The sequence below is a fragment of the Actinoplanes subtropicus genome, assembly GCF_000721705.1.
Lineage (GTDB): Bacteria > Actinomycetota > Actinomycetes > Mycobacteriales > Micromonosporaceae > Actinoplanes > Actinoplanes subtropicus.
Window position 1 is genome coordinate 92,013 of record NZ_JOJL01000036.1, and the last position, 20,316, is coordinate 112,328.

15 protein-coding genes are annotated in these 20,316 nt (G+C 71.1%); 4 read left to right on the forward strand and 11 right to left on the reverse strand.

Annotated features, from left to right (window positions below; all coding sequences use genetic code 11):
- The first annotated feature begins 132 nt into the window (after window positions 1-132).
- The 4 genes from IH26_RS0140525 (at window position 133) to IH26_RS54600 (ending at window position 5,407) form a co-directional block, all read left to right on the forward strand.
- A complete protein-coding gene (locus IH26_RS0140525) occupies window positions 133-810 on the forward strand; it encodes a hypothetical protein (RefSeq protein ID WP_030441598.1) in 678 nt (225 codons plus the stop codon).
- A gap of 108 nt (window positions 811-918) precedes the next feature.
- The gene (locus tag IH26_RS0140530; RefSeq protein ID WP_030441599.1) at window positions 919-3,132 is read left to right on the forward strand and encodes a glycoside hydrolase family 9 protein; all 2,214 of its coding nucleotides are present in this window, start codon (window positions 919-921) and stop codon (window positions 3,130-3,132) included.
- Between the two features lie 46 nt (window positions 3,133-3,178).
- A complete protein-coding gene (locus IH26_RS0140535; RefSeq protein ID WP_030441600.1) occupies window positions 3,179-3,760 on the forward strand; it encodes a DUF2087 domain-containing protein in 582 nt (193 codons plus the stop codon).
- Between the two features lie 327 nt (window positions 3,761-4,087).
- Window positions 4,088-5,407 (forward strand): MFS transporter, encoded by a 1,320-nt coding sequence (locus IH26_RS54600; protein ID WP_245665908.1) that lies wholly within the window; start codon window positions 4,088-4,090, stop codon window positions 5,405-5,407.
- A gap of 9 nt (window positions 5,408-5,416) precedes the next feature.
- Here the strand turns inward: IH26_RS54600 and IH26_RS0140545 are convergent, their stop codons facing one another.
- The 11 genes from IH26_RS0140545 to IH26_RS0140595 form a co-directional block, all read right to left on the reverse strand.
- On the reverse strand, window positions 5,417-6,211 hold the full coding sequence (locus IH26_RS0140545) for a M15 family metallopeptidase (protein WP_030441601.1): 795 nt from the start codon (window positions 6,209-6,211) through the stop codon (window positions 5,417-5,419).
- A gap of 54 nt (window positions 6,212-6,265) precedes the next feature.
- On the reverse strand, window positions 6,266-7,288 hold the full coding sequence (locus IH26_RS0140550) for an ABC transporter ATP-binding protein (protein WP_030441602.1): 1,023 nt from the start codon (window positions 7,286-7,288) through the stop codon (window positions 6,266-6,268).
- Entirely contained in the window at window positions 7,285-8,085 is an 801-nt protein-coding gene (locus tag IH26_RS0140555) for an ABC transporter permease (RefSeq protein ID WP_051809393.1), read from the reverse strand. The genes IH26_RS0140550 and IH26_RS0140555 overlap by 4 nt, the downstream gene beginning before the upstream one ends.
- Window positions 8,073-8,978: an ABC transporter permease gene (locus IH26_RS0140560; protein WP_051809395.1), complete on the reverse strand. Its 906-nt coding sequence runs from the start codon at window positions 8,976-8,978 to the stop codon at window positions 8,073-8,075. The genes IH26_RS0140555 and IH26_RS0140560 overlap by 13 nt, the downstream gene beginning before the upstream one ends.
- Window positions 8,971-10,095, reverse strand: coding sequence for an ABC transporter substrate-binding protein (locus IH26_RS0140565; protein ID WP_030441605.1), 1,125 nt, complete (start codon window positions 10,093-10,095; stop codon window positions 8,971-8,973). Before IH26_RS0140565 ends, IH26_RS0140560 begins: the two co-directional genes overlap by 8 nt.
- 167 nt (window positions 10,096-10,262) lie before the next feature.
- Window positions 10,263-13,019: a glycoside hydrolase family 2 protein gene (locus tag IH26_RS0140570; protein WP_030441606.1), complete on the reverse strand. Its 2,757-nt coding sequence runs from the start codon at window positions 13,017-13,019 to the stop codon at window positions 10,263-10,265.
- 188 nt (window positions 13,020-13,207) lie between these two features.
- Complete coding sequence (locus IH26_RS0140575) at window positions 13,208-14,767, reverse strand: methyl-accepting chemotaxis protein (RefSeq protein ID WP_030441607.1); 1,560 nt, start codon at window positions 14,765-14,767, stop codon at window positions 13,208-13,210.
- A 77-nt stretch (window positions 14,768-14,844) separates the two neighbouring features.
- A complete protein-coding gene (locus IH26_RS0140580; protein ID WP_030441608.1) occupies window positions 14,845-15,918 on the reverse strand; it encodes a CaiB/BaiF CoA transferase family protein in 1,074 nt (357 codons plus the stop codon).
- The gene (locus IH26_RS0140585; RefSeq protein WP_030441609.1) at window positions 15,915-17,927 is read right to left on the reverse strand and encodes a 3-hydroxyacyl-CoA dehydrogenase NAD-binding domain-containing protein; all 2,013 of its coding nucleotides are present in this window, start codon (window positions 17,925-17,927) and stop codon (window positions 15,915-15,917) included. The genes IH26_RS0140580 and IH26_RS0140585 overlap by 4 nt, the downstream gene beginning before the upstream one ends.
- Window positions 17,928-19,142 (reverse strand): acetyl-CoA C-acetyltransferase, encoded by a 1,215-nt coding sequence (locus IH26_RS0140590; RefSeq protein ID WP_030441610.1) that lies wholly within the window; start codon window positions 19,140-19,142, stop codon window positions 17,928-17,930.
- Window positions 19,132-20,295, reverse strand: a complete 1,164-nt coding sequence (locus IH26_RS0140595) for an acyl-CoA dehydrogenase family protein (RefSeq protein WP_030441611.1) — start codon at window positions 20,293-20,295, stop codon at window positions 19,132-19,134. Before IH26_RS0140595 ends, IH26_RS0140590 begins: the two co-directional genes overlap by 11 nt.
- Between the last annotated feature and the right edge of the window lie 21 nt (window positions 20,296-20,316).

Consider the following 20,316-nt stretch of genomic DNA (forward strand, 5'->3'; position numbering starts at 1 on the left):
GCGTCGAATGGGTTGACTCGCCAGTAGCTTCGGGCATATACATCGACCGCACTTAATCATCCGGTAAGGTCCTCTGCCTCCCCCCGCAGGAGCCCGCCGGGTGCGTACCGTCCTCGAGAGGGAGGAACACCCATGCGTGCGTCCAGAACCGCCCCGATCGCCGCGCTCGCGGCCCTTGCGTTGGCCCTGACGGCGTCACCGGCCCGGGCCGACGACCCGGCCTCGGTGCTCACCACCGGCGCCGCCGGCACCGCCGGCACCAACGTCGCCGACGGCGACGTGCTGAACGCCTCGGTGGCGGCCGGCACCACGGCCAACTTCGCCACCGCGGCCGGCGGCTCGACCGGCGTCAAGTGCGCCGTGTCGGCCTTCACCGCCACCGTCGTCGACAACCCGGCGGCGCCCAGCGTGGCCACCGAGTCGACCACCGCGCACACGTTCTCCTCGTGCACCGCCAACATTTTCGGCGTGACCAAGGTGAACAGCGTGACCGTCAACAACCTGCCCTACGGCACCACGGTGGACAGCGCCACGGGCGCCGTCACGGTGACCGGCACCGCCACGGCGCCGATCCAGACCACCCTGTCGATGGGCACGATCCTGGGCTCGATCACCTGCGTCTACCAGGCGACCAACGGCTCGATCAGCGGCGTCACGTCCAACACCGACAACTCGATCGCCTTCACCGACCAGGCGTTCAGCAAGACGTCCGGCTCGTCGCTCTGCCCGAGCTCCGGCTTCTTCACCGCCACGTACGCGCCGGTGCAGGACACCTCGGTCGACGGCAGCCCGTCGGTCTTCACGAACTGACACTCCTAGGGAGGCGTGTTCGCGGCCGGGGTTCGCCCGAGCCCCGGCCGTGAACACGCCGTTCGGCGCGCGTTGACACCGGACAAAGGCCACCATCAATATGTCAGCATGCCTTTGTGGGAGCGCTCCCGAATTGTTTCCGTCCTGGTCGCGGCGTCGCTTCTGACGCTCGGCGCCGCCGGGCCCGCTTCGGCCGACGAGGTCGAGCAGGTCAAGAACGGCGGATTCGACGGCACCACCGATCCGTTCTGGTCGACCGCGGGTATGCCGATGACCCTGACCGGCGGGCAGGCCTGCGTGGACGTGCCCGGCGGCACGACAAACCGCTGGGACGTCGCGATCGGGCAGAACGATCTGCCCCTGGTCGCCGGACAGTCCTACCGCTTCAGCTTCGACGCCTCCGGCAATGCGGGCCACGTGGTCCGGGCGATCGTCGGGCTCGCCGTCAGCCCGTACGACACCTACTTCGAGCAGTCGCCGACGCTCGGCGGACTGACGCACTACTCGGCCACCTTCACCGCGAGCACCGGCACCACGCAGGGTCAGGTCGCCTTCCAACTGGGCGGCAGCGCCGACCCGTGGCACTTCTGCCTGGACAACGTGTCGCTGGTCGGGGGCGTTCCGCCGGTGGTGTACGTGCCGGACACCGGCCCGCGGGTGCGGGTCAACCAGGTGGCGTACCTGCCGGACGGCCCGAAGACCGCGACCGTGGTGACCGCCGCGACCACCGCGCTGCCCTGGCAGTTGAACGACGCGGCCGGTCGGGTCGTCGCGCGCGGCACGTCGACGCCGCGTGGGGTGGACGTCTCGTCCGGGCAGAACGTGCAGACGATCGATTTCGGCCGGTTCACGCGTGCCGGCACCGGCTACACCATCACGGCGGACGGCGAGACCAGCCGGCCGTTCGACATCGGTTCCGGGGCTTACCGGTCGCTTCGGGCCGACGCGCTCAAGTTCTACTACACCCAGCGCAGCGGCATCGCGATCGACGACGCGCTGCGGCCGGGCTACGGTCGCGCGGCCGGGCACGTCGACGTCGCGCCGAACCAGGGCGACGGGAACGTTCCCTGCCAGGCCGGCGTCTGCGACTACCGGCTCGACGTGCGCGGCGGCTGGTACGACGCCGGGGACCATGGCAAGTACGTGGTCAACGGCGGCATCTCCACGTGGGAGCTGCTGAACGAGTTCGAGCGCTCGCCCGGCGTACGCACGGTGAATCTGAACATCCCGGAGAGCGGAAACCGCTTGCCCGACCTCCTCGACGAGGCACGCTGGGAGCTGAACTTCCTGCTGGAGATGCAGGTGCCGGCGGGCGAGCCGGACGCCGGGATGGTCCACCACAAGGTGCACGACCAGAACTGGACCGGGCTGCCGCTGCTGCCCGCGCAGGACCCGCAGCCGCGCGAGCTGCACCCGGTCTCGACCGCGGCGACGCTCAACCTGGCCGCGGTGGCCGCGCAGGCCGCCCGCATCTACCGCAAGTACGACCCGGCCTTCGCGGCGCGGGCACTGCGGGCGGCGCGCACCGCCTACGCGGCGGCCAAGGCGAATCCGGCCCGGTACGCGCCGGCGAGCGACGGCACCGGCGGTGGCGCGTACAACGACGACAACGTGACCGACGAGTTCTACTGGGCGGCGGCCGAGCTGTTCCTCACCACCGGGGAAAAGGCTTACCGGACCGACGTCCTGGCCTCGCCGGACCACACCGCCGACATCTTCGGAGCGGGCGCGTTCGACTGGGCGTCGACCGCCGCCGCCGGCCGGCTCGATCTCGCCCTGGTCCCGAACCACCTGCCGGGGCTTTCGGCCGTCAAGGCATCGGTGGTCGCCGGAGCGCAGAAGTATCTGGCCGTTCAGAAGGCGCAGGCGTACGGCGTTCCGTACGCCCCGGCGAACAACATGTGGGACTGGGGTTCGAACAGCATCATCCTGAACAACCTGGTGGTGCTGGCCGGCGCCTACTCGCTGACCGGCAACCCGAAGTACCGGAACTCGGTGCTCGCCGGCGTCGACTACGTGCTGGGCCGGAACGCCCTCAACCAGTCGTACGTGACCGGTTACGGCGAGGTGAGCTCGCAGAACGAGCACAGCCGCTGGTACGCGCACGAGCTCGACCCGACGCTGCCACACCCGCCGAACGGCACGCTCGCCGGCGGCGCCAACTCGTCCATTCAGGACCCGTACGCGCAGGGCAAGCTCACCGGCTGCGTGGCACAGTTCTGCTACATCGACGACATCCAGTCCTGGTCGACCAACGAGGAGGCGATCAACTGGAACGCGGCGCTCTCCTGGGTGTCCGCGTTCGTCGCCGACCAGGGGTGAGAAAAACCGGCTGCGGACGTGCCGTCACCCTCCATAGGGTGGCGGCATGTCCGCTTCTGCCGATGCCGCCCGCGCCGCCGAGATCCTCGCCCAGCTCTCCGCGCCGCCGCGGTTGGCGGCCTTCGCCGAGCTGGTGCGCCGCGGCAAGGAGGGCGCCACCCTGGCCGAGCTTGCGTACACCCTGGACGTGCCGGTGCAGCAGGCGGGGGAGGCGTGCGCCCGGCTGACCGGGGCCGGCCTGGCCACCGGCACCGGCAACGGGATCTACCGGGCCGACCTGGACGCGGTCCGCCAGGCGGTGGTCGCCGTCGACCGGTTGCAGCCGATCGCCCCGCTGCTGGCCGAGTATCCGAACCTCCGCGGCTTCTTCGCGCACGGCCGGCTGACCGCGCTGCCGCCCACGATGTCCGACCGCTACCAGCAGATCGGCGAGCTGTTCGCCCGTTTCCTCGCCCTCGACGGCCTGTACGACGAGGACGAGATCAACCGGCGGCTGTCCGCGGTCACCGATGACGTGGCGAGCGTGCGCCGCATGCTGGTCGATACCGGCTGGCTGGAACGCGACAACGCGGGAACCACGTACGGCTCGGCCCGCCCGCTCCCGGCGGCGGCTACCCCGGCCGGGTAGGGCACGGCCGGGGTAGCGGCCGCCCGTCTGAGCGGCCGCCCGTCTGAGCGGCCGCCCGTCTGAGCGGCCGCCCGTCTGAGCGGCCGCCCTTCGTCCATCGTGCGCGGATCGGGCTGCCGGCCGGAGTGGAACCACGTGTGCGGCAGCCACCCGGCCGCGGCCCGGCATGGGACATCGACACATGTGAAGGTGTCGCTGCGATCGGTGGCGTAGCTCGCCTACACACCGGCCGCCCGCAATGTGGGCCGCCGATCCATGGGTCCGGATGTGTCGTGCGTCATACGGTCGCCTCTCCTGGCCCCGGCGGCCGGCGCCGAGAGGAGCCCGATGTCCACATCAGAGGAGAAGGCCGTCCGCTCCCGCGGGACCGCCATCGTGAGGGTCGTGTTCACCTCGCTCGTCGGCACCGCCGTCGAGTGGTACGACTTCTTCCTGTACGGCTCGGCCGCGGCGCTGGTCTTCGGGTCGCAGTTCTTCCCGAAGTCCGATCCGGTCACCGGCACGCTGCTGGCGTTCGGCACGTACGCGCTCGGGTTCGTCGCCCGGCCGCTCGGCGGCGTCGTGTTCGGTCACTTCGGCGATCGGGCCGGCCGGCAGAGGATGCTGGTCGTCTCGCTGCTCATGATGGGCCTGGCGACGATCGCGATCGGTTTGCTGCCCACGTACGCGTCGATCGGCCTCGCCGCCCCGCTGCTGCTGCTCGGCTGCCGGCTGGTGCAGGGCTTCGCGGTCGGCGGCGAGTGGGGCGGCGCCGTGCTGATGGCCGCCGAGCACGGCGACGACGCCCGGCGCGGCTTCTGGTCGTCCTGGCCGCAGGCCGGCGTGGCGCTGGGCAACCTGCTCGCCACCGCGGTGCTGTGGGTCCTCGCGCTCGTCCAGCCGGACGCGGCGTTCGACGCGTGGGGCTGGCGGATCCCGTTCCTGCTCAGCGCCGTTCTGGTGTTGACCGGGCTGTGGGTGCGGCTCTCGGTCGAGGAATCGCCCCTGTTCCGGCGGGCGCGCGCCTCGCTGGCCGGCCGTGAGCACCGGCCGCTGCTCGAGGTGGTGCGCAGGCATCCGCGGGAGGTCGTGCTCGCGATCGGCATGCGGCTGGCCGAGAACAATCGCGTACTACCTGTTCCCGGTCATCTCGATCACCTTCCTGACCACGTACGCGGGAAAGCCGGCCGACAAGGGCACGATCCTGACCGCGCTCGTGACCGGTTCGGCCGTGCAGTTCGCGCTGATCCCACTGATCGGGTCGCTCTCCGATCGGATCGGCCGACGCCCGCTCTACCTGGCCGGCGCGATCGGCGTGGCGCTGTGGATCTACCCGTTCCTCAGGCTGGTCGGCACCCGCTCGGCCGCCCGATCACCCTGGCCGTGGTGGTCGGGCTGGTCCTGCACGCCCTGATGTACGCGCCGCAGGCGGCCTTCTTCGCCGAACTGTTCGGCACGACGGTCCGCTACACCGGCGCCTCGGTCGGCTACCAGCTGGCCTCGATCCTGGCCGGCGCCCCTGCCCCGATCATCGCCCTCGAGCTGCTCGGCGACACGGCGAACCCGAACCTGCTCGCGGTCACGGCCTACCTGGCGATCGCCTCCGCGCTCACCGTGATCGCCGTCCTGGCGGCCAGGGAAACCGCTCGCTCGTCCCTCGACAAGTGAGCCGGGCGGTCAGCGGTTGGTCACGCTGAAGTGCATGTAGTCCTTCAGGTTGCGCCACTGGCCGCCCCAGAAGTAGCCGTTCCCGGTGAAGGCGCGGCCCGCCCCCTCCGGGTGGATCATCCCGATCAGGTAGCGGCTCCGGTCCAGGTAGTACCGGCCCGCCGCCGGCGAGACCGAGCCGCCGCGGATCATCGGGTTCTGCAGGGGGTTGATGTCGATCGCGGTGCCGTAGGCGTGCTCCGACCAGACGTCCGTGCCGCCGACCGGGCGGCAGTTGTAGCCCGCCGTGACGATGCCCATGTCGGTCTCGCCGGGCATGTTGACCGACATCGGGGCCATCGCCATGATGCGGTAGCGCCAGCGGAACAGGGTCAGGAAGATGTTCTGCACGCGTACCGCCACGTCGCGGTGCACGATGATGCTGCCGTCGTGGTAGGCGCCCTGCAGGTCGATGTAGGAGACCCAGACGCGGCGCAGCGCGGACGGCGGGACGGGGCAGTGCAGGGCCGGGTTCCAGCTCACCATCGCGGGGGTGACCAGGTCGATCCGGGTGTGCCAGGGCGGCAGCGGGGAGACCGGCGGGGTCAGCCGCAGCGTCTCGTCGACGTGCACCGGGTAGGGCGCGACGATCTGGTTCCAGCGGCCGATGTCCTCGGCGCTCAGGCCGAAGTCGCGGGCGATGCTGCCCATGGTCTCGCCGGGAGCGACGACGTGCCAGACGGAGGAAGCGGCGGCCGCGGGTCGCCCCGGCAGGACGGTTGCCGGGACGACCAGGGCCAACAGGACGGCGAGCAGTTTGCGCACGGTTACCGACCGTACGAAATGCTTGGTCCCTGGGAGGGGCAAATGCGAATTCCGTTACATATCCAGCGCCACCGGCACCGGTGTGAGCCTGACGCTGACCGCGGTGCCGGGGGCGAGTGACGGGACCAGGCCGCTGGCCACCTGGGCGATCACCAGGGTCTCCCCGACGGCCACCGTGACGCGGCTGGTCGGGCCGAGGAAACTGCAGGTCAGCACCCGTCCGTCGCCGGACGGGTCGGCCGACACGGAGACCGCCTCGGGGCGCACCAGCGCGGTCGCCGGGCCGGGGGCGGCCGCGGACACGAGTGGTAGCGTTGTCCCCAGAACCGAGATGCCGGAACTGTCCACGACCCCGGGCAAGCGGTTGCTCAGGCCCACGAAGTCGGCCACGAAGGCGCTCGCCGGCTTCTGGTAGACGTCGGCGGGGGAGGCCAGCTGCTCCAGCTTGCCGGCCCGCATCACGCCGACCCGGTCGGCGACCGCGAGGGCCTCCTCCTGGTCGTGGGTGACGAACAGCGTCGTCGTGCCCACCTCGCTCTGGATCCGCTTGATCTCGTCGCGCAGCTGCACCCGCACCTTCGCGTCGAGGGCGGACAGCGGCTCGTCGAGCAGCAGCACGGCCGGCTCGATCGCGAGGGCGCGGGCAAGCGCTATCCGCTGTTGCTGGCCGCCGGACATCTGATGCGGGTAGCGGGCGCCGAACTGGCCGAGGCCGACCAGCTCGAGCATGTCGGCGGCGCGGCCGGGAACGCGCCTACGGCCGCGCAGCCGGAGCCCGAACTCGACGTTCTGCAGGGCGGTCAGGTGCGGGAACAGGCTGTACGCCTGGAACACCATGCCCATGTCGCGCTTGTTGGCCGGCAGCGCGGTGACGTCCGAGCCGCCGACCAGCACCTGGCCGGCGTCGGCGTCCTCGAGGCCGGCGAGCACGCGCAGCGCGGTCGTCTTGCCGCAGCCGGACGGGCCGAGCAGGCAGACCAGCTCGCCGGCCGCGATGGACAGGTCGAGATTGTCGAGGGCGTGCACCGTGCCGAACGTGCGGCGCAGCCCCTTCAGGTGGACGGCCACGCCGGTCATGCGGGCTCCTTTGTGGACTTTCGGCGGTCGCCGAGCAGGGACAGGAGCAGGAGCAGGACGAACGCCAGCAGCAGCGCGGTCAGCGAGACGGCGACCGACATGGTGGCGCTGCTCTTGCCGAGCAACTCGATCGAGACCTGCAGGTTGGTGCGGTTGAGCAGGGACGCGATGGTGAACTCGCCGAGCACCAGCGCGACCGACAGGAACGCCGCCGAGAGCACCGCCGTGCGGATGTTCGGCAGCACCACGCGGACGATCACCGTGGTCCAGCCGGCGCCGAGGCTGCGCGCCGCCTCCGCGAGCGTCTTGACGTCGATGGCGGCCAGCCCCGCGTCGATCGATCGGTAGGCATACGGCAGAACCAGGATGGTGTACGCGAACACCAGGGTCAGCGACGAGCCACCCAGGAAGTACACGACCCAGGCGTAGACCGGCGCGAGCCCCACCACCAGCACGATCGCCGGGATGGTCAGCGGCAGCAGGCAGAGGAACTCGATGAGCCGCCGCAGCCGGGGCAGACGCAGGCGTACCCAGATCGCGGTGGGAACGAGCAGGACGAGCATCAGCAGAGCCGTCAGCGCCGCCTGTTCGAGCGACGCGACGATGCCGTCGGCCAGGTCCGGGTAGGCGTCGGACAGCTTCGACCAGTTCACCAGCAGCGGCCAGGTCTGCGGGTCGCGGGTGCTGAACTCGACCATCGCCACCAGCGGGAGCAGGAAGAAGACGCCGAGCACGAGGAGCACCGCCCAGCGCAGTACGCGTTGCTTGCGGGCCCGGCGCGCGTTCACCCCAGCCATTTCGCGGTCCTCCTCTCCAGCAGCGCGTACAGGGCCATCACGATGGCCACCACGACCACCATGCCGAGCGCCATCGCCTTGCCGAGGTTCTGCTGGCCGAGCACGACCTCGCTGGTCAGGGCGCTGCGGATCTGCAGCGGGATGATCGGGCTCCCCTGGCTGACCAGGGCGGCGGCCGTGGCGTACGCGGAAAAGGAATTGGCGAAGAGCAGGAGCGTGGAGCCGAGGAAGGCGGGGGCCAGCAACGGTCCGGCCACCCTGGTCCAGTACTGCCAGGTGGTGCCGCCGAGGCTCTCGGTCGCCTCGCGCCACTGCGGGCGGATGCCGTCCAGCGCCGGCAGGAAGACGATCACCATGAGCGGGATCTGGAAGTACGTGTAGACCAGGATCAGGCCGGGCAGCTCGAACAGCCACACCCCGTTGGCGTACAGGTCGAAGCTCAGATGGTCGTGCAGCCAGACGGTGACGAAACCGGACAGGCCGATGGTCGCCAGGAAGGCGAAGGCCAGGGTGACGCCGCCGAACTGGGCGAGCACGCCGGCCGCCGCGGTGACCACCCGGCGCAGCACGCCGCGCGGCTTCGCGGTGACCAGCACGTAGGCCAGCAATGCGCCGAGGATCGCGCCGACCAGCGCGCTGACCGCCGAGAGCAGGATGCTGCGGCCGAACGCGTCCATGATGTACCCGCTGGTCAGCGCCTTGACGTTGGCGACGGTCACGCCGCCGCCGTCACCCGCGAACGCGCCGATCACCACGACCAGGGTCGGAATGATCAAGAAGATGGCGACGTACGCGAAGAAGGGCACCGTGCCGACCAGAGGTGCGGCACCCCGCAGACGGAACCGGCGAGCGGCTGCCGTCTGCGGGGCGGTGGTGGTGGCGACCTCAGCCAACGGTCTTGGCCCAGTTCGCGGTCAGGTAGGTCTTGGCGGCGGTGTTCTGCTCCTGGGTCGGGATGACCGGGGTGCCGTCCACCTTGGGCAGCGCGGCGAACGCGGCGGCGTCGAGCGTGCCGGCCTTCTGCATGGCGTCCGCGCGGACCGGGCGGGCGCCGCCCTTCAGCCACAGGTTCTGGCCCTCGTCCGAGTAGAGGTACTCCTCCCACAGACGCGCGGCGGCCGGGTGCGGGGCGCCCTTGTTGATCGCCTGCACGTAGTACGAGCCGAGCACGGCGTTCGAGGGCACGAAGACCTTCCAGGTCTTGAGCTTGGCCGACTCGGCGGCGTTCAGGTAGTCCCAGTCGAAGACGACCGGGGTCTGGCCGGACTCGATGGTGGTCGCGGTCGGGTCGACCGGCAGGAAGTTGCCGGCCTTCTTGAGCTGGCCGAAGAAGTCCACGCCCTTGGCGATGTCCTCGGCGGTGCCGCCGTTGGCGATCGAGACCATCTGCACGCCGCCGAACGCCGAACCGGCCTGGGTCGGGTCACCGTTCAGCGCGACCTTGCCCTTGTACGCCGGCTTGAGCAGGTCGGCCACCGAGGTCGGGGCCGGGACCTTGGCACTGTCGTAGCCGATCGACATGTAGCCGCCGTAGTCGTTCGTCCAGGCGCCGTTCGCGTCCTTGAGCGAGTCCGGGACGTCGGCCCAGGTGGCGACCTTGTAGGGGGCGAACATGGCGGTGTTCGCGGTCGCGACGGCGCCGCCGAGGTCGAACACGTCGGGCGCCTTGTCCTGGCCCTTGAGCTGGTTCGCGGCGTTGATCTCGTCCTGCGAGGCGCCGTCCGGCTGGGCCGAGTTCACCTTGATGCCGTACTTGTCGCCGAACGCCTTGATGATCGCGCCGTAGTTCGCCCAGTTCGGCGGCAGCGCGATGACGTTGAGCTGGCCCTCCTTCTTGGCCGCGGCGACCAGTGCGTCCATGCCGCCGAGATCGGCGGCGCTGGTGGCGGTGGCCGCGCCACTGCCGGACGAGGAGGAGTCCTTCTTCTGCGGCGGAGAGCAGGCCGCGACGGCGACGACCGCGCCGGCGGCAAGGGTCACGGCCAGGGTTCGGCCGAGGATGATGCGCATTTTTCGTGTCCTCCTTCCGCGGGCACCGGTAAGGTGCGCGCTGAAGGTGATCATGAACAGTTCGGATGGCGGACAGGCATCCGGCAGGCGTCGAATCAGACACGGATTCGAACCGATCACCCGTCGCCGAACAGCCCAAACGTTCTTCGCGATCGTGGCGGCGTCACCTATGCCAGCACGTTCCAGCCCGAGACGGTGACGACCGGGCGGGCGCCCCGCAGGTCGTCGTGCCGATAGGTGGCCGTGATGGTCTGGCTCTCGCCGGGCCACAGCGTGATGTCGTTGTCGCTCCAGAGGATCGGCAGCACCTGGTTGTCGCCGGCGAGCGGGGTCCCGGCGGCGGTGCCGCGGCGGATGTCGGCGCGGGTCAGGAAGGCCGGCGTGGGGCGGCTGCTGACGTTCGTCACGGTCACCCGGGTCACGTCGTTGCCGCCGTCGCGGGAGGTCGTCGTGTGGACCCGCACCGACGCCGGGCCGAGCGACCGCAGCCCGGTCAGGTCCGCGTAGCCGCCCGGCTCGAAGGCCGCGCCGCTGCCCTGATCGATCGTGTTCGCCCAGTCGATCTTGTCGGGCGTGGTGGACAGCCAGTAGACGTTGCGGCTGACGGTCTTGTCGCCCTGGCTCAGCGTGAGCCGCAGGAAGTACGTGGTGGAGATCCCGGCCGGGACGGTGGGGGTGAGCACCGTCCGGACGTCCTGGCCGGCGAGCGGGGCGACGTCCGCCCGGGCGGCCCCCCGTACGCGTCCGTCGAGGTCGATGAATTCGGCCTTGGCGCGCAGCCCGCGCCGGGTCTGGCCGGTGAGGTTGGCGACCTTGATCGAGCCGTTGTCGTACGAGTACATGATGTGCACGGCCTCGTTGGCCTTCTTGGCGCCGAAGAACACGCCCGACTGGTCCAGGTCGTAGCCGTACAGCTCCCATTGCAGCGACGGCCAGGCCTTGTTCATCTGCCAGTAGATGACGCCGGTGCTGGGGTTGGCCGGGTCCTTCGCGTGACCGATGTACGCCTCGAACTCGGCGCGCGTGGCCTCGTACCCGCCGGCCTGCGCGGCGGCCTGGTAGGAGGCCATGTCCGACCAGTGCCCGTAGCGGTTCCACAGGGCCGTGTTGTACTGCCCCATCCGCCCGATCGAGGTGTAGTCGTCGAACGGGCTGGTGTGGAAGATGTCCGGGCCGGTCCCGGGCCCGGCGGTGCTGCTCGGGTCCCAGATCTGGTTCTGGTCGGCGGCGGTCAGGAACCGGTCGAGGGAGTCCTGGGTCGGCACGGTGTTGCCCGGGCTGGTCTCCGTGTCGAAGCCGAACGCGCCGCCGGCGTTGGTGAAGGCGTCGTCCGGATTGCTCATCACCGGGCCCGACTCCCACCAGTACGCCGGGGGCGCGTAGTTGTACGGGCCCTCCTTGTTGCCGGACTCGCCCAGCTGCGCCGATGCCTTGTACTCGGCCGAGGCGATCTGCGGTGTCGCCCAGTCGGCCGCCTTGAACGCGCCGAGGTAGATCGCTTCCTTGGCGGCGTCCGGCTCGTTGTCGCTGCCCTGGTAGAAGGTGAGCACGCTCGGGTGGTCGCGCAGCCATCGCGCGACGTTGGCCGCCTGGTCGGCGGCGCTCGCCTTGATCTCGGCGTTCCACCGGGTGGACGACTGTTCCCACTTGTTGCAGCACTGCCAGCCCGGCAGGGAGAGGATGCCCGCGCGGTCCATCTGCTGGAACATGTCGTCCGGCGGGAAGTTGCCCTCGAAGCGGATCGCGTTGAGACCCAGATTCTTGATGTACGCGAGCTGGTCGTGGACGTTGCGCGGCGAGTACCGCAGGAACAGGTCCTGGGACCAGCCGCCGCCGCGTACGACAAAGGGCACGCCGTTGATGGCGTACTGCCGGTAGCCGGCCGCGCCGAGCGTCTTGCCGGGCACGACGGGGGTCAGGCTGGAGGTCACGGTGCGGATGCCGAAGTCCCCGGCATAGTGGTCGCTCACCTCGCCGCCCACGGTCGCCGTCACGGCCAGGTGGTAGAGCGGCTGAGCACCCATCTGGTACGGCCACCACACCGCCGGACGGCGCAAGTGCAACCGGGGGAAGTCGGCCGGGCCGAGGCTCACGGCGACCGTCGCGCCGGCCGGCACGGAGACCCTCTTGTGGACCGTGATGCGCCGGTCGCCGGAGATGGTGGCGGCGAAGTCGGCCGACTGGGCCGCCGCGGAGTTGTTGCGCAGATCCGCCTTCACGGTGAGGTCGGAGCTGCTCAGGTCGGCCGCGTTCGCCTGCACGACGTGCGCGTCGCGGATCGACACCGCGCCGTCCTGCGCCAGCTGCGGGGCGAACTGAAGTCCGGTCCAGTTGTCCGGCGACGCCGGGTTCCAGTCGACCATGTTCAGCGTGAGATAGCCGGTGCGGTTGGTGGAGTCGTTGCGGTAGACGTCCAGCGCGATCGCGTTGGCGCCGTCGCGCACGTACGGGCTGATGTCGTATTCGAAGCGCGAGTAGGCGCCCTGCAGTTCGGCCTGGTCGGCGACCTTCTTGCCGTTGATCCACAGGTTCGCGCGGGACAGCACCCCGTTCATGATCAGCGACGTGTGCCGGCCCGGGCGCGGATGCAGGGTGAGCGCCTCGCGGTACCACCAGTTCACGGCGAACTGAGCGGTCGGCACCGACGCCAGGTTGTTCGAGCGCAGCACGTCGGGGTAGCGGCCGTTCTCCAGCAGGCCGGCCATCAGCGTCTCGGGCTGCGAGATCGGCAGCCATCCGCCGGTCGGGTAGCCCGGGTCCGAGATGACGGCACCGTCGCCGCCGGCCACCGCCGACGATTGGATCTTCCAGCCCGACCGCAGGGTCACCGGACCCGCCGGCGCCACGGCCCGGCTCTTGTCCGCGGTGTGGGCGTACCCGGTGCCGGCCGGGAGGATGGCGAGGCCCATGGCCCCGACGACCATCAGGGCAAGCCTGCGACGCACGATGCCGACCACGACCGCGCTCCCAAGATGGGCAAACCGCCTTACAGATCGATCGCATGCTATCGGCGGCCGGAGAGCGGGTCAACGAGGCAGGACCCGGAGCGACATAGCGCGGCGCCGCACCTGCCATCCGTGGCCGGTGCGACGCCGCTCGGGGGAATCAAAGCTCAGTAGGTGAACCCGCCGACCAGGTTGCGGAGCTCCTCGGCGGTGCGGGCCACCTCGTTGGAGGCCTGGCGGGTCTGCTCCACGCCCTGGGCCGAGGTCGCCCCGGCGGTGGACACGTCCGCGATGTTCTGGGCGATGCGGTTCGAGCCGCTCGCCACCTCGCCGATGCTGCGGCTCATCTCGCCGGTCGTGGCGGTCTGCTCTTCGATGGCCGAGGCGATCGTGGTCTGGAACTCGTTGATCTGGCCGATCACCTCGGAGATCCGGTTGACGACCTCGACGGCGCCGCTGGTGTCCTGCTGGATGGCGGCCACCCGGGCGCCGATGTCCTCGGTCGCCTTCGCGGTCTCCTGGGCCAGGTCCTTCACCTCGCTGGCCACCACCGCGAAGCCCTTGCCCATCTCGCCGGCGCGGGCCGCCTCGATGGTGGCGTTCAGGGCGAGGAGGTTGGTCTGCTCGGCGATCGCGGTGATCAGCTTGATGACGTTGCCGATCTCGGCCGAGGACTCGCCGAGCTGGCGGATGGTGTCGGTGGCGCGCGCGGCCTCGCCGACGGCGGACATCGCGACCTGGGCGGACTCGCTGGTGTTGCGGGAGATCTCGCGGATCGCGAGGCCCATCTCGTCGGCGCCGGCGGCGACCGACTGGACGTTGCGGGAGATCTCGTCGGCCTCGGCGGCGGCCGAGGCGGTGCGGGCGTTGGTGTCGCCGGCCGCGTCGGCGATGGTGCCGGCCACGGCGGAGAGCTCGCTGGAGGCGCCGGCCAGCATGTCGGCGTTGGCCGCGATGGTGCCCATCGACTGGCGCAGGCCCTCGAGCGAGCTGTCCAGGTTGGCGGCCATCGCGCCGAGCTCGTCCCGGCTGGTGATCTCGCTGCGGACGGTGAGGTCGCCCTTGGCCAGGGCCTCGATCACGACGCCGAGGCGGCGGACCGGCTTGAGGATCGAGCGGGCCAGCGGGACCGCGAAGCCGATCATGAGGAGCAGGCCGATCAGGGCGACGATCAGGGCGAGCAGCCGGGAGAAGGCGACCGTGGAGTCCATCTTCTTCTGCTGCGCCTCGGCGGCAGCGGTGGCCTGGTCGGTGAGCGCGCCCAGCTCGTCGTCGGTCTTGTGGTTCTTGTCGGCGATCTCGCCGATCCGCTTGACCGCGGCGGCCCGGTTGTCCTGGGCGTCCTTGGCGAACTGGGTGATGAAGTTGCTGAAGTCGGTGAAGTCGGGCCGGATCGACGCGAACGTGGCCAGCATGTCGGCGCTGAGGCCGGAGGCGGCGACCGCGTCCTGGGCGTCGGTGGAGGACTGCACGTCGTCGGAGACGTCGCCGGTGACGTCCTGGCCGAGCAGCGACCGGTAGGCGTCGACCTTCAGTTCGCTCTGCCGGGTGTCCAGGTGGTGCAGGGCGGCCAGGCCCTGCTGCAGGCCGGTGATCTTCTTGCTCTGCGCGGCGACGGTGCTCTGGCTGTAGAGGTTGATGCAGGCGAGCGAGGCGAGCAGGACGGACCCCGCGCCGACGATGAGGCCCAGCCGCTTGGCGACCCCGATGTTCTGCAAGCTCCGCATGGTGTTGTCTGCCTTTTGGGGGAGATCCGGGTTGGTCCCCCCAAAGATCGACGGTGGCGGCGCCCACTTGAGCGATCTCACCAGCCGGCCAGGACCTCCGCGACGGTGACGGCGGTCTCCGGCCGGGGCGCCGCGGCCGGGGTACGCCCGAAGCGGGGCGCGGGTGCGGGCTGGGGGCGGCCCTCGACCTCGACGAACGTGTCCCGGGCCCGGTTGTGCGGGTGGGCCGGCGCCTCGGCGGGGGAGAGCACCGGGGTGACGCAGGCGTCGCTGCCCGCGAATACCGCGGCCCACTCGTCGCGGGTCCGGGTCGCGAAGGTCCGGGCGAACCGGTCGCGGAGCGCGGGCCAGCCGGTACGGTCGTGCTGGCCGGGCAGGTCGGGGGCGTCGGCCAGGCCCAGGCCGGTCAGCAGGGCCCGGTAGAAGGCCGGCTCGATCGCGCCGACCGCCAGGAAGCCGCCGTCCGAGGTCTCGTACGTGTCGTAGAACGGCGCGCCGCCGTCGAGCACGTTCTCCCCCCGGGCCCCGCGCCAGCCGCCGCCGTCGATCATCCCGCGCAGGAACGTGGTGAGCAGCGCCGACCCGTCCACCATCGCCGCGTCGACGACCTGCCCGCGCCCGGACCGCTCGCGTTCGAGCAGCGCGGCGAGCACCCCGACGGCGAGCAGCATGCCGCCGCCGGCGAAGTCCGCGATCAGGTTGAGCGGGGCGTGCGGGCGCTCGCCGGCCCGGCCGATCGGCTCGAGGGCGCCGGCCAGGGCGATGTAGTCGATGTCGTGCCCGGCCCGCTCGGCGAGCGGACCGTGCTGACCCCAGCCGGTCATTCGCGCGTACACCAGCCTGGGGTTGATCTTCTCGATCGTGGCGGGACCGAAGCCGAGGCGTTCGGCGACTCCCGGCCGGTTGCCCTCGGCCAGCACGTCGGCGCGGGCGGCCAGGCGCAGCAACTCGGCGACCCCGGCCTCGGTCTTGAGGTCGAGGGTGACCGTGCGGCGGGAGCGGCGCAGCGGGGTCGGTGGGGCGCCGGGACCGCCGGGCCGGTCGACCTGGACCACGTCGGCGCCGAGGTCGGCCAGGAGCATGCAGCCGAACGGCGCGGGGGCGAGCCCGGCCAGCTCGACCACCTTCACGCCGGACAGCGGGCCGGTCATGTGAGCGCGAATCGTTCGCCGTAGCGGGCGGCGAGCTCGGCGGCCCGGCCCGGGAAGTCGGCGTGCTGGTGGGCGAAGCGCAGCACGCCGCCGGTCCAGGCCGGGAAGCCGATGCCGAGGATCGAGCCGACGTTGCCGTCCTCCTCGGTGCGCAGCACCCCCTCGGCGAGGCAGGCCCGCGCGTCGAGCGCCTCGGCGAACAGGAACCGGTCGGACAGGTCCGCGAACGGGATCGCGCGGCCTTCGTCGGTGGCCAGCCCGGCGAGGCCGTCCCACAGGCCGGTGCGCTTGCCGTCCGCGTACGCGTAAAAACCGCGCCCACCCGCACGCCCGGGCCGATCGTGCTGGTCCACCATCGCGTCGACCAGGTCGTGCGACGGCTGCCGGACGAACCCGGCCCCGGCCGCCGCCTCGAACTGCCGCCGGATCCGCTGGACCAGCTTGATGCTCACCTCGTCGGCCAATGCCAGGGGCCCGGTCGGGTATCCGGCCTGCAGCGCGGCCTGCTCGATCGACGGCGCGGGCACGCCCTCGGCCAGCATGCCGAGCGCCTCGTCGAGGAACTTGCCGATCACCCGGCTGGTGAAGAAGCCGCGCCCGTCGTTGACCACGATCGGGGTCTTGCCGATCCGCCGGCCGAGGTCGAAGGCGCGGGCCACCGCCTCGTCCCGGGTCCGCTCGCCGACCACGATCTCCAGCAGCGGCATCTTGCCGACCGGGGAGAAGAAATGCATGCCGATGAAGTCGGCGGGCCGGCTCACCGACTCGGCGAGCCCGGTGATCGGCAGGGTGGAGGTGTTCGAGGCGAGCAGCGCGCCCGGTGCCAGCACCGGCTCGACCTCGGCGAACACCTTCGCCTTGAGCGCCGGGTCCTCGAAGACCGCCTCGATCACCACGTCGCAGCCGCGCAGGTCCTCGACGTCGGCGGTGGTGCGGATGCCGGGGCCCGCTGCCTTCGCGGCGAGTTCGGGGGTCATGTCCTTGACGATCACTTCCAGGCCGGCTCGGGCGCAGGCCTGGGCGATCCCGGCGCCCATCATGCCGGCGCCGAGCACCGCGACCCTGGTGGCCGGGAGCACCTCGGCGCGGGGGCGGGCCAGGCCGCCGTTGACCGCGCGCAGGTCGAAGAAGAGCGCGCCCATCATGTTCTTGGCGATCCGCCCGGTGAGCAGGGTGATCAGGTGCCGGGTCTCGATCAGCTGGGCGGTCTCGAAGTCGACCTGGGCGCCCTCGACGGCGGTGGCCAGGATCGCCTCGGGCGCCGGCAGCCGGTTGCCCTTGAGCTGCTTGCGCAGGGTGGCGGCGAAGGCCGGGAGCTGCGCGGCGAGCTTGGGCGTGGCCGGCGTGCCGCCGGGCATCCGGTAGCCGGGCCGGTCCCACGGCTGGGCCGCGCCGGGGTTTTTGCCGATCCAATCCTTGGCGCGTGTGATCAACTCGGCCGGGGTCGCCGCGATCTCGTCGACCAGCCCGTTCTCCTGGGCGTCCTGGGGGCGCATCCGGCGGCCGGTCAGCAACCACGTCGTCAGAGCCGGAGCCAGACCGAGCTTGCGTACGGTACGGGTGACCCCGCCGGCGCCGGGCAGCAGACCCAGGGTGACCTCGGGGAAGCCCAGTCGCGTGCCGGGGGCGTCGAGCGCGACCCGGTGATGGCAGGCGAGCGCGATCTCCAGCCCGCCGCCGAGCGCCGCGCCGTTGACCGCGGCGACCACCGGCCGGCCGTAGGTCTCCAGGCGGCGCAGGTCCCTCTTGATCGTGCCGAGCAGGTCGCGCAGCCGGGGAGCGTCCGCCGCGGTGGCGGTGGCCATCATCGGCACGTCGCCGCCGGCGAAGAACGTGGTCTTCCCGCTGGTCACGATGACCCCGGTGACCTCGTCCCGCTCGGCCTCGAGGCGGTCCAGGGCGGCGGTCATGGCCGCGACGTACGCCGGGTTCATGGTGTTCGCGGACTGGTCGGGGTCGTCCATGGTGAGCGTGACGACGCCGTTCGCGTCCCGGTCGTAGCGGATCATCTACAGCCTCTCGATCACGGTCGCGACGCCCATGCCGCCGCCGATGCACAGGGTGACGACGGCGCGGCGCTGGTCGCGGCGTTCGAGCTCGTCGAGGGCGGCGCCCAGCAGCATCGCGCCGGTCGCGCCGAGGGGGTGGCCCAGGGCGATCGCGCCGCCGTTGACGTTGACCTTCTCCGGGTCGAGCCCGAGGTCGCGTTCGTACTTGAGCACCACGGCGGCGAAGGCCTCGTTGATCTCGAAAAGGTCGATGTCAGATATTTCGAGATTTGCTACTGCGAGGGCCTTACGCGTCGCGGGGATCGGCCCGGTCAGCATGATCGTCGGCTCGGCGCCGGTGACCGCCGCCGCGACAATTCGGGCGCGCGGGGTCAGGCCGGCCTTTTCACCCGCCTGTTCGGAGCCGATCACGACAAGTGCCGCGCCGTCCACGATTCCGGACGAATTGCCGGCGTGGTGGACGTGGTCGATCTTTTCGAGCCAGTGGTACTTCTGCAGCGCGACCGCGTCGAAGCCGGCCGCCTCGCCGATCATCGCGAAGGACGCGTTGAGCTTGGCCAGTCCCTCGCGGGTGGTGTCGGGGCGGGCGTGCTCGTCGCGGTCCAGAATGGTGAGGCCGCTCGCGTCCCGTACCGGAATCAGGCTTTTTGCGAAATGTCCGGCTGCGGCCGCTTTGCCGGCCCGCTCCTGGGAGCGCAGCGCGAACCCGTCTACGTCGTCCCGGGAGAAGCCCTCGATGGTGGCGATCAGGTCGGCGCTGACGCCCTGCGGGACGAAGCCGGTGGCCAGGGCGGTCTCCGGGTCGAGGAACCAGGCGCCGCCGTCGGAGGCCATCGGGTTGCGGGACATCGACTCGACGCCGCCGGCCAGGATCAGGTGCTCCCAGCCGCCGCGGATGCGGGCCGCGGCCTGGTTGACCGCCTCGAGGCCGGAGCCGCAGAAGCGGTTGAGCTGGACGCCGGCCGCGGTCTCCGGGAGGCCGGCCAGCAGGGCGGCGGCGCGGGGCAGGTCGCCGCCCTGCTCGCCGATCGGGGTGACGATGCCGAGGACGATGTCGTCGATCGCCCGGGGGTCGAGCCCCGGGTTGCGCTCTCGGACGGCGTCGATCAGGCCGGTGACCAGCGAGATCGGCTTGACGCCGTGCAGCGAGCCGGTGGCTTTGCCCCTACCTCTCGGGGTGCGGACCGCGTCGTACACGAAAGCTTCAGAGGACACGGGCGATCAGCTCCTTCATGATCTCGTTGGTGCCGCCGTAGATCTTCTGCACCCGGGCGTCCGCGTACATCCGGGCGATCGGGTACTCGGTGGTGTAGCCGTACCCGCCGAAGACCTGCAGGCATTTGTCCACCACCTCGCACTGTCCCTCGGTGAGCCACAGCTTGGCCATGGCCGCCGTCGGCACGTCCAGCTCACCACGACTGTGCCGGGCGATGCAGTCGTCGAGGAAGATCCGCGAGGCGCGGGTACGGGTGGCGCATTCGGCGAGGACCATCCGGGTGTTCTGGTGGGCGATCAGCGGCTTGCCGAAGGCGGTGCGTTCCTTCGCGTACGCCACCGCGAGCTCGACCGCCCGCTGCATGACGGCGACCGCGCCCACCCCGATGACCAGGCGCTCCTGCGGGAGCTGCGCCATCATCTGGAAGAACCCGGCGCCCTCGGCTCCCAGCAGGTTGTCCTTTGCGACGCGGAACTCGTCGAAGAAGAGCTCGGCCGTGTCGTTCGCGTGCAGGCCGATCTTCTCGATCAGCCGGCCGCGCTTGAAGCCGGGCCGGTCGTCGCCGAGCTCGCAGACCAGCAGGCTGATCCCGGCCGCGCCCTGGCTCGGGTCGGTCTTGACGGCGAGGATCAGCAGGTCGGCCAGGGCGCCGTTGGTGATGAACGTCTTCGAGCCGGTGACCAGGTAGTCGTCGCCGTCCGGCACCGCCTTCGTGCGGATCGCCTGCAGGTCGGAGCCGCCGCCCGGCTCGGTCATCGCGATCGCGCCGACCAGGTCGCCGCCGCACAGGCCGGGCAGCCAGCGCCGCTTCTGCTCCTCGGTGCCGTAGTGGCACAGGTAGCCGGTGACGATGCCGCTGTGCACAGCCAGGCCCAGGCTGCCCTCGCCGCACTTGGCCTGCTCGTGCAGCAGGACGGCCTCGTGGGTGAAGTCGCCGCCCCCGCCGCCGTACTCCTCGGGGACGCTCAGGCCGAGCAGGCCCAGCTCGCCGGCGCGGCGGTAGTGCTCGCGGTCCGGGTGGCCCTGCCGCTCCAGCCGCTCGGCGTGCGGCAGCACCTGCTCGGTGAAGAAATCGCGGGCCAGCGCGGCCAGGTCCGCGTGCTCGGGCTTCAGCCACGCCGGGGCGTAGCCGTCCAGTCCGGGGGTGGGCATGCCCCCACTCTTCCGGCATTG